Annotated in this window: 11 protein-coding genes; 6 read left to right on the plus strand and 5 right to left on the minus strand. The window is 64.1% G+C overall.

The annotated features are described in order from the left end of the window. Positions 1–60 precede the first annotated feature (60 nt). Entirely contained in the window at positions 61–978 is a 918-nt protein-coding gene (locus tag GWC77_RS20215) for a hypothetical protein (RefSeq protein ID WP_173259929.1), read from the minus strand. Positions 979–1,192: 214 nt separating this feature from the next. Between GWC77_RS20215 and GWC77_RS20220 the strand changes: the two genes are divergently transcribed. The 4 genes from GWC77_RS20220 (at position 1,193) to GWC77_RS20235 (ending at position 5,836) form a co-directional block, all read left to right on the plus strand. After that, positions 1,193–2,461 (plus strand): cytochrome c, encoded by a 1,269-nt coding sequence (locus GWC77_RS20220; protein ID WP_173259930.1) that lies wholly within the window; start codon positions 1,193–1,195, stop codon positions 2,459–2,461. After that, positions 2,458–2,913 (plus strand): (2Fe-2S)-binding protein, encoded by a 456-nt coding sequence (locus GWC77_RS20225; RefSeq protein ID WP_173259931.1) that lies wholly within the window; start codon positions 2,458–2,460, stop codon positions 2,911–2,913. Before GWC77_RS20220 ends, GWC77_RS20225 begins: the two co-directional genes overlap by 4 nt. Further along, positions 2,910–5,171 (plus strand): molybdopterin cofactor-binding domain-containing protein, encoded by a 2,262-nt coding sequence (locus GWC77_RS20230; protein ID WP_173259932.1) that lies wholly within the window; start codon positions 2,910–2,912, stop codon positions 5,169–5,171. The genes GWC77_RS20225 and GWC77_RS20230 overlap by 4 nt, the downstream gene beginning before the upstream one ends. Positions 5,172–5,410: 239 nt before the next feature. Next, the gene (locus GWC77_RS20235; protein ID WP_173259933.1) at positions 5,411–5,836 is read left to right on the plus strand and encodes a hypothetical protein; all 426 of its coding nucleotides are present in this window, start codon (positions 5,411–5,413) and stop codon (positions 5,834–5,836) included. Positions 5,837–5,917: 81 nt separating this feature from the next. Here the strand turns inward: GWC77_RS20235 and GWC77_RS20240 are convergent, their stop codons facing one another. Beyond that, positions 5,918–6,277 carry a YcgJ family protein gene (locus tag GWC77_RS20240; RefSeq protein ID WP_173259934.1) on the minus strand — a complete coding sequence of 120 codons (360 nt, stop codon included), beginning with the start codon at positions 6,275–6,277 and terminating at the stop codon, positions 5,918–5,920. Continuing rightward, entirely contained in the window at positions 6,274–6,579 is a 306-nt protein-coding gene (locus GWC77_RS20245) for a hypothetical protein (protein ID WP_173259935.1), read from the minus strand. Before GWC77_RS20245 ends, GWC77_RS20240 begins: the two co-directional genes overlap by 4 nt. A gap of 196 nt (positions 6,580–6,775) precedes the next feature. Here GWC77_RS20245 and GWC77_RS20250 point away from each other — a divergent pair, with 196 nt between their 5' ends. Together GWC77_RS20250 and GWC77_RS20255 are read left to right on the plus strand one after the other, a co-directional pair. After that, the gene (locus GWC77_RS20250; protein WP_173259936.1) at positions 6,776–8,341 is read left to right on the plus strand and encodes a Na+/H+ antiporter; all 1,566 of its coding nucleotides are present in this window, start codon (positions 6,776–6,778) and stop codon (positions 8,339–8,341) included. 361 nt (positions 8,342–8,702) lie between these two features. Further along, positions 8,703–11,669 carry a hypothetical protein gene (locus GWC77_RS20255; protein WP_173259937.1) on the plus strand — a complete coding sequence of 989 codons (2,967 nt, stop codon included), beginning with the start codon at positions 8,703–8,705 and terminating at the stop codon, positions 11,667–11,669. 5 nt (positions 11,670–11,674) lie between these two features. Here GWC77_RS20255 and hydA read toward each other — a convergent pair whose 3' ends face one another. Beyond that, the gene (hydA, locus tag GWC77_RS20260; protein ID WP_173259938.1) at positions 11,675–13,126 is read right to left on the minus strand and encodes a dihydropyrimidinase; all 1,452 of its coding nucleotides are present in this window, start codon (positions 13,124–13,126) and stop codon (positions 11,675–11,677) included. Positions 13,127–13,174: 48 nt separating this feature from the next. Further along, complete coding sequence (locus GWC77_RS20265; protein WP_173259939.1) at positions 13,175–14,686, minus strand: NCS1 family nucleobase:cation symporter-1; 1,512 nt, start codon at positions 14,684–14,686, stop codon at positions 13,175–13,177. Positions 14,687–14,735: the final 49 nt, after the last annotated feature.

The raw sequence follows: 14,735 nt of genomic DNA on the forward strand, positions 1-14,735 counted from the left end.
TACTTGTAACTGTTGCTGCACTATCTATGCGGCGCCATTCACGGGCTTTGGCACGACTCTTTACGGTGCGGGCTTCGCAGTCTCCACGCCATTGCGCGCAAAGGTCCAGCTCACGGCGGTCGCGGCTCCCAATACGGCCGCTTCAAGCGTGAACTGCCCCATGCTCACGAGCGCGGAGGCAAAAGGCAGCGGCGCATATATAGCGTAGAACAACGACATCAACAGTTGCTTTTTCAGCGCCAGTGTCAGGAACATGAATTGCACGGTTCGCATTGCCCGGTTCTTGCACAACGACGGCGAAGCTAGCGCGCAACACATCAGACATGCGAGGGCCGGCTCGATAAACGTCAGATAGGCCGGCACCAACACATTCATTCCATAGGGAAGTCGGCACCACCCGCCGCCTGCCACCATATCGCCGAACGCGGCGAATAGAGCCGCCTTCCCCCATGACACCCACGCAAACGCGAAGACGCCAAGCAGGACCGACACGGCGAGCGCGGCGAGATGAAATGCTCGCCGCGTTCCGGACACGCGCTCCACGAGCGCGGCGGCTACCGCGGTGGCTGCATAGACGAGCAATGCGGGCATCGCCATCGTTGCAAAAAACAGCCAACCTCGAGCACTCGTGCAATAGCCGTTCATGAACCATCCCCGCAGCGTCTCGTTCAGCCCGCATACGAGCACGAAAAGAATGCCGGCGTGGACAAGCCGCGAACGATGCGGCCATGTCCGCCTCATTTGGGCAAACAACCAGATGGCCGCCCACACTGCGATAGCGCTATTGACGATGTCCGGCAGCGGGCTCGAGATCTGTGCCGACGGATACGGTACGTCGAACAGTTGAAGCATGACCGCGTGCACGCTCAGCGACAGTACCGCGGTCAGGCAAAATGCGAGAAGCAGGCGCCCTCGATTTACACGGAGAACATGCGCGCCAAGCCGGCTCGGCGGGCTGATTTCGGAACTGAAAGTCATGAAATGGATTCCTGCGTTGCGTTCAAGCCGGAGGGTGCGATGAATGACGGCAGCACCCAAGGGCTCGCCACTATGCGCACGCACGACGGTCATCGCCACGCGATTTTTCTCAATCGAAGCGCAAGCGGAAGACGTGCGGCGACTCGAGCGCGGTCGTTTTGCTACTTGTGCGACGATGCTAGACTTGGGAAGCGATGTATCGGCAGGAGGGGCGATGCGCGAGATGGCCCTCGCAACAGCGGCAATGGCGTGCGCAACGGTGGCCGCTCAACAGGCGTGTGCTGCTGCGGGCGCCTCGTCCGATCCGCCGCTCGCCGCATGGCCGGTCGCGGAATCGGTTCAGCCCGGCGCGAGCCTCGCCGCGGTCGGCAATTGCGCGGTGTGTCACACCGCCCCGGGCGGCGTTCCATTCGCCGGCGGGCGCGCATTCGATACGCCATTCGGTACGCTCTACTCCACCAACATCAGCCCCGACCCCAAAACCGGCATCGGCCAGTGGTCGCCCAGCGATTTCTCCCGCGCCATGAGAAGCGGCATATCCCGCGATGGGCATCGCCTTTATCCGGCATTTCCCTATCCGCATTTTCAGGGTATGACTGACATCGATCTCGAATCCGTCTATCGATTCCTGATGACGCGCGACCCTGTACAGGCCGCGCCGCCCAAAAATCATCTGACGTTCCCACTCCAGTTTCGCCCGTTGATGGCAGCGTGGAATATGCTCTTTCTCCATCGCCCCGCCGAACCGCAACGCGTGCCCGATCGCGCCGACGAAAAACGCGGGAAATATCTGGTCGATACGCTCGGACATTGCGCTGCCTGTCATACGCCGCTCAACGCGTTGGGCGCGGAGAAAATAGGCCACGCATTCCAGGGCGCTGTCGTCGAGGGCTGGGAGGCGCCCGCTCTGACCGCGCTGCTCGAAAGACCGAAACCGTGGACTGTCGATCAAATGAGCGCTTATCTGCGAACCGGCTTGGCAAGCGAACATGGCATGGCGGCCGGACCGATGCGCGACGTGACGAGCGCGCTGGCCTATGCGGACCCAGCCGACGTGCGGGCGATGGCCTCGTATCTGATGACGTTGCAAACAACCGCTGCGCCCGCGCAAGCGGCGACGAGCACCGCCGATCGAGCCGATACGGCCCAGCTTCGTCGCGGCAGCACGCTCTTTGCAGCGGCTTGCGCATCGTGTCATGACGACGCCGCGCCCATGTCCGCATATGGCGGCAGGCCGTCGCTTTCGCTCGGCACCGCCGTCAATGCACGAAGCGCGCGCAATGCGGTGCGCTTCGTGCTGCACGGTATCCGCGACAAGGACAGCGCGGGGGCACTTTATATGCCGGCCTATTCCGCCACACTGACGAATGCGCAGATCGCCGACGTGACGGCATTCATGCGCGCGCGCTTCAGCACCCAGGCCCCGTGGCGCGTCGACGCGAGCTACGTGGCAAAGCTTCGCAAGGAGAAGAGCGAGCCATGATCGATCTGACCGTGAACGGCGAACGCCACGTACTCGACATCGATCCCTCGATGCCACTGCTCTACGCGCTGCGCAATCCGCTCGCGCTAAACGGCGCGAAGTTCGGCTGCGGCCTCGGACAGTGCGGCGCATGCACCGTAATCGTCGGCGGTGAGGCGGTGTTCTCGTGCCTGTTGCCAGTATCGGCGGTAGGCGAGCGCAATGTGCGCACCATCGAAGGTCTTGGCGATGCCGAGCATCCGAGCCGGCTGCAGCAAGCCTTCATCGATCGGCAGGCCGCGCAATGCGGATACTGTATCGCCGGCATGATCATGCGGGCGCAGGCGCTGCTCGATCGCGTGCCCGCTCCCAACGAAGCACAGATCCGCGAGCATATGGCGCCGAATCTGTGCCGCTGCGGCACCCACATGCGCATTCTTGCGGCGATCCATGACGCGGGACGCAAAGCATGAGCGGCCCGGCTCCAATCGTAAGCGCATCGCGCAGGCGGTTTCTCGCGGCGGGCAGCCTGACCGTCGGCTTCTCGCTGCTGCCCAGCGCGCGCCTATGGGCCCAGGCGACGACGGAAGCCGGGACTTTCAACGCATCGGAGCCGGATCTGCCGGGCAGTTTAAAGACCACTCCCTTGCTCGATGCCTGGATCAAAATCGACGCCGAGAGCCGCATCACCGTGTTCACGGGCAAGGCCGAACTCGGCACCGGCATCAGAACTGCGTTCCTGCAAATCGCCGCCGAACAACTCGGCGTGCCGCCAGAACGACTCACAGTGGTGACGGCCGACACGTCGGTCACTCCCAACGAGGGCTACACCGCCGGCAGTCATTCGACAGCGGACAGCGGCACCGCCATCGCCAACGCCGCCGCCCAAGTACGAGAACTGCTCATCCAGGCCGCCGCTGCCAAGCTCGCCTGCGATGCTGCCACGCTGACGATCGAACAGGGTGAGATCGTGTCGGCTGACGGGCGCCGGCTGTCGTTCGGCGAAACCGTGAGCGGCGCTGACCTGCATCGACGTGCCGAGCCCGGGCGGCCCACGAAGGACCCCAAATCGTTTGCGATCGTGGGGCAGTCTCACCCCCGCGTCGACATACCGGGAAAAGTCACGGGCGGCGCGAGCTACGTGCAGGACATGCGGCTGCCCGCAATGCTGCACGCGCGCGTCGTACGCCCGCCTTCCTATGCGGCGACGCTTGCCTCGGCCGACATCGCTGGCGTACGTTCGCTACCCGGCGTGGTGGCCGTCATTCGCGACGGAAGCTATCTGGCCGTGGTCGCCGAGGACGAATGGCAAGCCATCGTTGCCATGCGCGCGCTCTCGGCCAGCGCTACGTGGAATCCCGGGCCGCCGCTACCCGATCAAGCGAGGCTCCCTGAGACATTGCTGAAACTGCACACTGAGGAAATCCCCGTAGCCAACCGGAAATCAACGGCCGCCGCCGCGGCAAAGACGCTGCACGCACGGTTCACGAAGCCGTATTTGACGCATGGCGCCATGGGACCCTCCTGTGCGCTGGCGCAATTCGACGGAACGCAGATGACGGTCTGGACGCATACACAAGGCGTTTTTCCGCTGCGAAAGGGCATCGCCGAAATGCTGTCGATGGCACCGGAACACGTTCGCTGCGTCCATGTCGAGGGCGCCGGCTGCTACGGACACAACGGCGCGGACGATGCCGCAGCCGATGCCGCGCTGATTGCGCACGCACTGCCGGGGCGACCCGTACGTGTGCAGTGGATGCGAGAACAGGAACACATGTGGGAGCCATTCGGGCCCGCGATGATTACAGATGTGGCCGCCTCGATCGACGCAACTGGACAGATCGTCGACTGGCGATTCGAGATCTGGAGCAATACGCACAATAACCGCATCGAAAACGCCGGACGTCTGATGCCCACATGGTTTCTCGCCAAACCGTTCACACCGGCGCCGCCGAAACCGATCCCCATGCCCGAAGGCGGCGGCGACCGCAACAGCATCCCGCTCTATCGCATCCCGAACGTCTACGTGCAGCATCACTTCCTGCCCGAGATGCCGATCCGCGTCTCCGCAATGCGATCGCTCGGCGCATACCACAACGTGTTTACCATCGAGAGCTTCATCGACGAACTGGCCATGGCCGCCGGGACGGACCCGATCGACTTCCGGCTGCGCCATCTCGACGATCCGCGCGCGCAAGATGTCATTCGACGGGCCGCGCAGCGGTTCGGATGGGAGCGCAATCGGCCACCGTCGCGTTGGAGCGGACAGGGCTTCGGATTTGCCCAATACAAGAATCTCATGGCCTACTGCGCGGTTGCCGCGCATGTCAGTGTCGAGCGCGACACCGGGCAAGTCACGATCGAACGGATCGTCAGCGCGGTCGATTGCGGACAGATCGTGAATCCCGACGGCGTGCGCAATCAGATCGAAGGCGGCATCGTGCAATCGGCGAGTTGGACGCTGTTCGAGGAGACGACCTTCGATCGACATACGATCACGAGCTTCGATTGGAGCACCTATCCAATCCTGCGCTTCGCGTCGGCTCCGCGCGCACTCGACGTCGAACTGATAGACCGTCCCGGACGACCGTTTCTCGGCGTCGGCGAAGCCGCGCAGGGACCGATGGCGGCAGCCCTTGCGAATGCCGTCGCTCATGCAACGGGACTGCGGGTCAGGGCGCTGCCGATGTCCCCGGCGCGCCTGCGAACTGCGCTCGAAGCGCAGGTATGAGCGGCACCTGGCAGCGGCACGGCCCGCGGTGAGTTCGATGCTGCAGTGCAATTTGTATCGAATCTCTCACCGACGGCACCCCGCTTACGGACGGCCGCCCGGCCGCGGCTCGCAGTCGGCATGCTGCTCGCGGCATTCCCGTCTGTTGCTTCCGGATACAAACGGTAACGACATCGCATTGAATTGACGCCGCGCACACGCACAATGCTGTTCGCAGGCACTCGATCAGGGAGATCAGTATGAAAACAAAACACTGGGCAGTTCTTGCCATTACGAGTATTACCCTGGCTGTATCGTCCGTATCGTTTGCTGCCGGTGGCGGGGGTGGCGGTGGCGGCGGTGCCGGAGGGGGCGCAGGCGGCGGCTCGGGCGGTGGGCACGGTGCGGGCATGGGCGGCGCGATGGGCAGCGCCGCAGGCAATGTCGGCGGCGTATCGGCCAGCCATATGAGCTCGGAAGGAATGAAGAATTCCAACAGTCCGATTTCGGGCGATCGCGACAAGGGCCTCGAGCGCGCCGCCGATCGTTCCGATACACAGGCCGATCGGGTCGGCGAGACGGATCGATCGACTGCAACTTCGCCCCATCATGGCAAGAGCACCAGGACGGCAGTCCATCGCCACTCCATCGTCCGCAAAGCCGGAACGACCCCGGAAGGATCCTGACGCACGCGATTCATCGTTCGATCGAAATGCGGGCGGACGCTGTGCGCCCGCCCGCGCGGTCGATCGGCGCGGACTTGACCCTCAGTTCCCGAACAAGAGCGCTGTGTACCTTTTCGATATTGCGCCGCTGCGCTTGCCGTCCGCGCCGTAGTAGCGATTCATCCGGCAGAGCCGCTCATTCACGTCGCAGAAGATACCGTTTGCGAAAGTAAATTCCGTCAGGCTGAACTCGCCCTTGGAAAACAGCCGCGTTGCAGTACGCACGCCGAGGTACTTTTCCGTCAGCGAGCGCGAGACACCCATGTCGCTCGCGCACATGAACCGATCGCAGAGCACCCCTTTGGCGGGCGACCAAACCGGGATAGCGGTGTGCGCATGTGCCCATATCGCTACGCTAGACAACGACGCCACCAGGCAGGCTAGAAGCGTTCGCTCATTCATGGCGCAATCGACGCCGGCTGTTCGATAGCATTTTTGGGCAGCATGCAGCCGAAGCGGATACCGTCGATATCGGGCGGCGAAACGATCACGTGGCCGATAGAGGGCTGCCACGCTGCATTCGCACCGGTATCGATCGTAAAGCTCACGCGAGTCACCTCCACACCGAAGACATGCTTTTTTCCGCTATCGGACATCGTTTCGAAGGCGAGGCTTCCGGTGCCGCCATCAGGTTTCAGCGCGAACGAACTCGTACCGCTGAGGACAGCCGAGGAGACCATCAGCAACGGAACGACGCGTTTCATACCCGGTGATCCGGCGAATGCCAACGCGTTCATTCTATCGGCGCGCGTATCGCGCCGGCCTAGGGTTATTTATAGGTTTTTCACACATCCGTATTCGCTGCTTTGCGGCGCTCGTGCAATTCATCCAGTGTTCACCTCGATGGACCCGTTTATGCTCACGCTAAACTCCGAATCGGCAGATAACAGGGATCGAGCCGTGCAAACATTCGAATGGATCATCGTGCTGTTGATCGCCGCAGCGTTTCTAGCGGAACTGGCTCGCAGAATCGGGGCACCGTACCCCACTCTGCTCGCGCTCGGTGGCGCGGGCGTGGCATTTTTGCCCGCAACGCCGCGATGGACGCTCGATCCGCAGCTGGCGCTGGCTTTGTTCGTCGCGCCCGTGCTGCTCGATGCCGCCTATGACGCTTCGCCTCGCGACCTGCGCGCCAACTGGCGCCCTGTCGCGGGGCTCGTGATCGCCGCGGTGGGCACGACCGTGATCGGCGTGGCCCTGGCCTGTCACCGGCTGATGCCGGGCATGCCGTGGGCTATCGCAATCGCCTTGGGCGCGATCGTCGCGCCGCCGGATGCGGCTGCGGCGACAGCCGTCCTGCGCCAGGTGCGCCTCCCTCACCGGGTGCTGAACGTGCTCGAAGGCGAGAGTCTGCTCAACGATGCGAGCGCGCTGTTCATCTACCGTGTCGCGCTGACGAGCGCGATCGCGGGATCGCTGAGCTTTGCCGACTACATGCCGATGTTCCTGATCACGATATTCGGCAGCATCGCCGCGGGCATCGTTCTGGCAATCGTCCTGCGCCCCATCACGACTGCGTCGGACCACGTGCCCATTTCCCTGATCCTGCAGTTCGCCTTCACGTTCGCTGTCTGGGTGCTGGCCGAAAGAGTCGGCCTTTCCGGCATTTTGACGATGGTAGCGTTCGCCATGACGATGGCCCGCGGAGGCGGACCACGCATCCCGGCGCGTATGCGCGTGCCGATCCTTGCGGTCTGGGAGTCCGTCGTCTTCGTCCTGAACGCGCTCGCGTTCGTGTTGATCGGCATGCAATTGCGGCCCATCTGGGAGCGTCTGGGCACGGGAACGGCGACCCCGCGCATCGATGCTATCGTGGCCGCCGCCGTCGTGCTCGGCGTAGTCATCGCGACACGATTCCTGTGGGTCATGGGCTATAGCGCGCTCGTGATGCTTCAGAACAGGAACGCCAATCCGGCGACCCGCAAGAACCGGTCTTGGGGGGCCGGGCTGGTTGTCTCGTGGGCGGGCATGAGGGGCATCGTGACGCTTGCGGCCGCGTTCTCCGTGCCGGAAACGCTGCCCAACGGCTCGCCGTTTCCGTACCGCGACGTCATTCTGCTCTGCGCTTTCGCGGTCGTATCCGGTACGCTCGTGCTGCAAGGCTTGACGATGAAATCGGTCATCCGGCTGTTGAAGCTGTCCGATGACGATCCCGTCGCGAAAGAGGTCCGGACGGGCCGGACATTGATCTATCGAGCGCTGCTCGATTCGATCGAAGCGGACGACTCCATGCACGCGAAACTACTCAAAAAGGAGTACCAGGCCGTCGTCGAACTGAACGCGAGCCACGATCAAGACAAACCGCTGAACGAAGTCCCCGGCGGTCCGATAAGGCGCAAGGCCATCGCCGCTGCGCGGCGCAAGGTCATCGAGCTTCGCAACGAGGAAGTCATCGGCGACCAGGCCTACCGCACGCTCGTGCAAGAACTGGACTGGGCCGAGCTGTCGGCCGGGGGTAACGAATAGCGAACGGCATGGCGCGAGTTGGCGCGCGCTCCTTTGGCAAGTTCCGATGGCGTTCGCTCGGGGCTGCGGCTTTTCGCCGGCTACTTCCCGCGGCGCAGTCACGCGCACTATGCTGGCGGCCCGCTCTCCTACGAGCCATAGTGCGCGGCGCTCGGCTTCTTTTTGCGCGAGTCGGCCCGCATAGCCAGACGCGATGCCCATCGACCGCCCGACCCTGCCGCCCACAACGGCACCCACCGATCCGACCTCCTCTTCGGGCGCTCATGTCGACCCCCGTGCCAGGTCGGCGCCATCCGGAACCACGGAACCCTCCGCGTCGCACGGTCAGTCGGGCCGCCGCGTTCGTACGCCGAGCGGGCCGTTGGCCCAACTGCGCGCGCGCGTTCCCGAGGCCCCCTACGCCGCATCGGGCGGGCGCCCGAGCAGCGCGGCGGCGTTCGGCATCGGCGACGACCGCTCGCGGCCCGAGCTTCAGCCCATCGCACGCGGGCCGCGCGCTCGGCGCGCATTGGTTCGTCAATTCGATGCGATGCGCCTGCATGACGGTGCAGGCCGTTCCTCCTCGCGCGACGTCGTCGAATCGCGCTCGCGCTCGAACGAGTCGGCTTCGTCGAGCCGGCAACAACAGCGGGGCACGAACGACAACGACGACGATTTTCTGGTGCTGGCGGATTCCGCGCTCAACGGCACGCCAAACTTCTGGTCGGGCGGCGCCCGACGCGTCGAACGGCTGCAGGTGCTCTCCGAGTGGGCGGCACTGTCGACCATTCCGGCCGATGCAGAGGCGCTGGCCGCGGGTGCGCGAGAGCTGCGCAAGCAGGCCGAGCAGCGCCATCCGATCGCGTTCGCCACGGACTTCCGCGACGCATTGCGCGCGTTCCATCCGCACGAGCAATTGCCCGAGACGATCTTCGCATGCGAGGACGCCGCGCTCGCCTGGCAGACCGCGGCGGACCAGTACCACGCCGCCATCGACTTGGCCGGCAAGGTCGGCGTCAGGCCCGCGGACATCGCCGAGCTCGACGAGGAGGCGGCGCACTGCGACGCTCAAGCAACGCGGCTCGTCATCAAGGCATCGTTGCTGACCGGCGCGATCCATTTCAAGCGGAACGGGCATGCTCTCGCGACAGGCCATCCGCGTGCCGTCGAAGCGATGCTGAAACCTCTGCGTACGGCGCTCGAGCGTTGCGAGGCAGATGCGCTTCGTGCTCTGCCGCTCGACGCAGCACCGATCGATGCCTTCGACGACGAGCTTCATGCCATTGCCACCGCCCTCGGCCAGGGATCGTCCGCGGTGGCACAAAACGTCGGGACGGCTTGCGCGGAGAGAAGCAAAAACGCATGGTCCGAACTCGAGTATGTCGTGAGCGCGTTGCCGCTGGTCTTGCGCGGCGAGCCGAACGTGCCGGCGCTGCTCGCTACGCTGCGCTCGGCGCTCGCCGCGCCGATGGCCGAAGCCGACGGTCTTCTGGTCGCGGCTCAGGCGCGCAGCGGCGACCCATCGCGCTCCCTCGACAGTCTCACCGATACATTCGAATCCTGGTACCAGACCGCGCGTGCCTACGACGATGCGGTTCACACGTTCGAGGACACCATAGCGTCCTGGCCCGAAGCGGCGCAGTCCGCCCCTGAAGCGAGGCAAAAATTCGCGGAGCTGGGCGAGTCCCGCCGTACGGCCGTCCGGCGGATGAACGAAGCGCTCGTCGAGTTGTTCTCCGCGCTGTCGGCCGGCATGGATGAACCGTATGAGGCCCATGAGCCGCACGACGAGGATGCCGATGCGTCCGCATCGAGCGCGGCTGTCTCTGCTGCGGAAATATCGATCGGTTCGGACCTGCTCCGGCGCTGCCAGGCGCTGCGGGCCAAGCTCGAAGCGTCGCCTTTCCCGCGCGACGCGGCGGATATCGATACTCTGCGCCTGTCGGCGCCTTTCGCCGCATTGGAACAGTACGTTCAAGCGCTGCTCGAACGGGAGGCCAACCTTCTCGACGCAGCGAATCGGGTGCGTCAGGCCGCTTTGGCAGCCGAGAAGGCGGTGCCCGTTTACGGTCGTGCCCTCGTCCCCGCGCTTCGGCAATTCACGAACTCGTGCGCCCAACAGCGCAAGGCGCTTCTCAATGCAGCCTTCCGGAAGGCTCAGGCCGACACGATCGCGTTCACCATTCGCGAATCCAACGCGATGGGGCCGGCACTGGAATGCATCTATGGCCTTCGGCAATCGCTCCCGGTCGTGCAGTTCGGCGCTTCGCCCGAAGATCGTGCCGTGGCACGAGAAGAACAAACTGCCAACGAAGCCCTCGTCTCGAGTATGCGCGAAGCCACGCAACGTATAGAGGCACATCTTGCGCAGATGCCTGCGCCGCCCGCGGATGCCATCGAAGTCATCCACGACAATCACGCCAACTTGCAGTTGAACCTGAACGCCCTCAGCGCCGCGCTGAGCTCGATCGTCGAGTCGGTGGAATGCTGCGGCGAAGCCAGTCGCGCAATCCTCGACGGCGCCACGGCCGATCGCACGGCGAAGCTACGGCTTTTGGCCGACCGTATGCGGCGCGTGGGCGAACGTGCCTCCGAGATGCCGGCCGCGGCTCGGAACAAACGTCTGACGCGCGGCGCGGCCGGCGAACGCGCCGAGCGCACATTGCAATTCACGCGGCGGGTGGCGCGCACGGTAAAGTCCATTCAATACACGCTGACGGTGCTCGCCGATCTGTCGCGGGGCTACCAAAAGACGGCGGAACTCAGCCGCGAGCCGACGCTGGACCCACTGCGCTTTCATCGGATATCCGATCAACTGAGCGACGACGTAACACGTGCCGCAAAGGACATCGACGCCACTCGCAACCAATTGATCGAGGATGTCGGCACGCGGCACCCCAACGAGGATGCCGCGACGATCGCTGCGAACGACATCGAGCAGATTCGCTCGTTCACGGGTCGTCTCGAATGGCGCTACATCGCCGACTTCGATAGCGGCAAGCGCCAGTGGCTGCGCGCGACGGTGCGTGCGCTCGCCGCGCGGCTCGACCAGCCCGCCGGCACCGTTCCGTTCGGCGCCGAGCAACTGCTCGGTATGCTTGACCAGCATCTGGCAGCCGGCACAAAGGTTCTCACGCTCGCCGCCCTTCGCGTGGAGGGCTCGGAAAAGGATCAGATGGCCAACGCGTTCCGGGAGAACAACGAGATCAGACAAGCAGTGCAAACGTGTCGCGAGCGGTTGAAACAGCTGCTGCCCGCAACACATACCGCGCCGCCGCCGCGCCCCGCCAGCAGCTCCCGGACTGACAGCCGCGGCAAGAAGGCGAGCGGCAAAACGAAGCGCCGTTGAGTCGTTCAGCGCGCCACCGGCGCCGCCTCCTTGAGGCGGTTCGCCACCCGCGTGGCCTCGAAGTAGGCGGGATTCGGGGGCCGCTTCAAATAACGGCCCTGCCCGCGCTGCGCGCGCAGATCGCCATCGGCCCATGCCAGCGCACCGCGTGCAATCGTATGCGTGGCCACGCCCTTGACCGTGATCCCTTCGAACACATTGAAATCGACGTTCTGATGATGCGTCGCCGCCGAGATCGTTCGGCTCGCCTCGGGATCCCAGACCACGAGATCGGCATCGGCACCTTTGGCCACCGCACCTTTGCGCGGATAGAGATTGAAAATCTGCGCGGCGTTCGTCGACGTCACGCGCACGAACTCGTTCGGCGTGAGGCGCCCCATGTTGACACCGAAATGCCAAAGCACCGACATGCGATCTTCGACCCCGCCGCAGCCGTTCGGAATCTTCGTGAAGTCGTCGCGTCCCATCGCCTTTTGCGAAGCGCAGAACACGCAGTGATCGGTCGCGGTCGTCTGCAAATGGCCTGCCTGCAGCCCGTGCCAAAGCGCATCGCGATGCGCCTGCGTACGAAACGGCGGACTCATGACATGCGCGGCCGCGCGCCCCCAGTCGGTATCCCGATAGACGGATTCGTCGATGACGAGATGGCCCGCGAGCACTTCCCCGAATACACGCTGGCCTTCGCTGCGCGCGCGGATGATCGCATCGAGCGCATCCTTCGCCGACACGTGCACGATATAGACCGGCACGCCCAGCACCTGGGCGATCCGTATCGCGCGATTGGCCGCCTCGCCCTCGACCTCGGGTGGGCGCGATAGTGGATGGGCCTCCGGTCCCGTAAAGCCGCGAGCAAGCAATTCGCGCTGCAGGCGGAACACCAGTTCGCCATTCTCCGCGTGGACCGTCGGCAGCGCACCGAGTTCGAGTGCGCGCATGAAGCTGTTCACGAGCACTTCGTCGTCAGCCATGATCGCGTTCTTGTAGGCCATGAAGTGCTTGAAACTCGAGACTCCATGCTCGTTCACGAGCGTGCCCATGTCGCGATGAACGGACTCGTCCCACCAGGTCACCGCGACATGAAAGCCGTAGTCGGCCGCTGCCTTTTCGGCCCAGCCGCGCCAGTCCTCGAACGCGCTCAGGAGCGGCTGCTGCGGATTGGGAATCACGAAATCGATGATGCTCGTGGTGCCGCCCGCCAGACCGGCTGCCGTCCCCGTAAAGAAGTCGTCGCTGGCCCGCGTGCCCATGAACGGCAATTCCATATGCGTATGCGGATCGATGCCTCCCGGCATCACGTACTGCCCGCCCGCATCGATGACGGTCGCGCCGGACGGCACATCGAGATCGAGCCCGATCTGCGCGATCGTGCCGCCCGCCCCACTGTCGTGACACAGCACATCGGCCCGATAAGTGTCGTTCGCGTCGACCACGGTGCCACCGCGAATCAGGATTGCCATTTCGATGTCTCCTATCCGATGCAATGCCGTCAATGGAAATTGACGTTTCTACGCGCTGGCGATGCGCGGGTTCGCCCGATCGCCGAGCCGCATCCAGATGCCGTAAACGAGCGCGGCCAAAGCGAGACCGACGAACCAGGCGTACGTATAGAGTCCTTTGAACACATCGGGCACGTTCGCAAACACCGATGGAAAGGCCGTATTGAGGAAGCCGGGCAGATTCGGCAGCACACCGACCAGCAATGCCGCGACAGCGGCTGGATTCCAGCCGCCCACGTACGAATATTCGCCGTTTTCGTCGAAGAGTTCGCCATGGTCGAGCCGCGTGTGCCGCACGAGGAAGTAGTCGACCATCATGATGCCCGCCACCGGGCCGAGCAGCGCCGAGTAACCGACGAGCCACGTGAAGATATAGCCCTGCGTGGTCGCGAGGATCTTCCACGGCATCATGACGATCGCGATCGTGGCCGTGATGAGGCCGCCCGTCTTATACGACACGGCCTTCGGCCAAAGGCTCGAGAAATCGTACGCAGGACCGACGAGATTCGCCGCGAGGTTGCAGCACATCGTATCGAGCGTGAGGATGACGAGCGCGACGCCGACGCCGATGCCCGTCATGCGGCTCGTCAGGTCGATCGGGTCCCAGATCGCCTTCCCATAGATGACCACCGTGGCCGAGGTCACCACCACCGAGATCACTGAAAGCAACGCCATCGGCACCGGCAGCCCGATTGCCTGCCCCACGACCTGATCGCGTTGTGTGCGGGCGAAACGCGTGAAGTCGGGAATATTCAGCGCCAGCGTGGCCCAGAACCCGACCATCGCCGTCAGGCTAGGCCAGAACGTCGCCCAGAATTGCCCCGCCTTCTTGCCGCCCGCCACGAACTGGGATGGCGTCGACAACATCGAGCCAACCCCGCCCGCTTTCGACGTCGCCCACCAGACGAGTGCCACGCACATGACGACCTTGATCGGCGCGGACCAGCTCTCGAGCCAGCGGATCGAATCGGTGCCGTTGACGATGAAGTAGATCTGAATGCCCCAGAAAAACAGAAAGCAGGCCGCCTGCCCGGCCGAAATGCCGAGCACCGCGATCGGCGCGCCTTGCAAGCTGTTGCCGGTCAGGATGTTGAGCAACGTATAGATCGCGCTGCCGCCGAGCCAGGTCTGAATCCCGTACCAGCCGCAGGCGACGATCGCACGCAATAACGCGGGCAGCTTGGCGCCCTGTGTACCGAACGACGAGCGCACGAGCACGGCGTAGGGAATCCCGTGCTTCGCACCCGCATGGCCGATCAGCAGCATCGGCACGAGGACGATCATGTTGCCGAGCAGTACGGTCAGCACGGCTTGCCACGGCGACATGCCCTGATCGGTCAACCCGGCCGCCAGCATGTACGAGGCGATGTTCATCACCATGCCAACCCATAGCGCCGCGAAGTGATACCACTTCCAGGTTCGGCGAGCCGGATCGGTCGGCGCGAGGTCGTCGTTGTAAAGCGGACTCGCAGCCAAGCCCGGCTGCATCACGGCATCGCTGCTTCCTACGGACTGATTCATTGGGTTCTCCCGTCGTCGCCTGCGTGCCATGTGCACGCATCGACTATCA

The organism is Paraburkholderia sp. NMBU_R16, assembly GCF_013282575.1.
GTDB lineage: Bacteria > Pseudomonadota > Gammaproteobacteria > Burkholderiales > Burkholderiaceae > Trinickia.

What these genes read in the sequence shown, in the direction of transcription:
- GWC77_RS20240 (WP_173259934.1), bottom strand. Translation starts at nt 6,277, where the DNA reads ATGAATGAGCGAACGCTTCTAGCCTGCCTGGTGGCGTCGTTGTCTAGC.
- GWC77_RS20245 (WP_173259935.1), bottom strand. Translation starts at nt 6,579, where the DNA reads ATGAAACGCGTCGTTCCGTTGCTGATGGTCTCCTCGGCTGTCCTCAGC.
- GWC77_RS20235 (WP_173259933.1), top strand. Translation starts at nt 5,411, where the DNA reads ATGAAAACAAAACACTGGGCAGTTCTTGCCATTACGAGTATTACCCTG.
- GWC77_RS20265 (WP_173259939.1), bottom strand. Translation starts at nt 14,686, where the DNA reads ATGAATCAGTCCGTAGGAAGCAGCGATGCCGTGATGCAGCCGGGCTTG.
- GWC77_RS20220 (WP_173259930.1), top strand. Translation starts at nt 1,193, where the DNA reads ATGCGCGAGATGGCCCTCGCAACAGCGGCAATGGCGTGCGCAACGGTG.
- hydA (WP_173259938.1), bottom strand. Translation starts at nt 13,126, where the DNA reads ATGGCAATCCTGATTCGCGGTGGCACCGTGGTCGACGCGAACGACACT.
- GWC77_RS20215 (WP_173259929.1), bottom strand. Translation starts at nt 978, where the DNA reads ATGACTTTCAGTTCCGAAATCAGCCCGCCGAGCCGGCTTGGCGCGCAT.
- GWC77_RS20225 (WP_173259931.1), top strand. Translation starts at nt 2,458, where the DNA reads ATGATCGATCTGACCGTGAACGGCGAACGCCACGTACTCGACATCGAT.
- GWC77_RS20230 (WP_173259932.1), top strand. Translation starts at nt 2,910, where the DNA reads ATGAGCGGCCCGGCTCCAATCGTAAGCGCATCGCGCAGGCGGTTTCTC.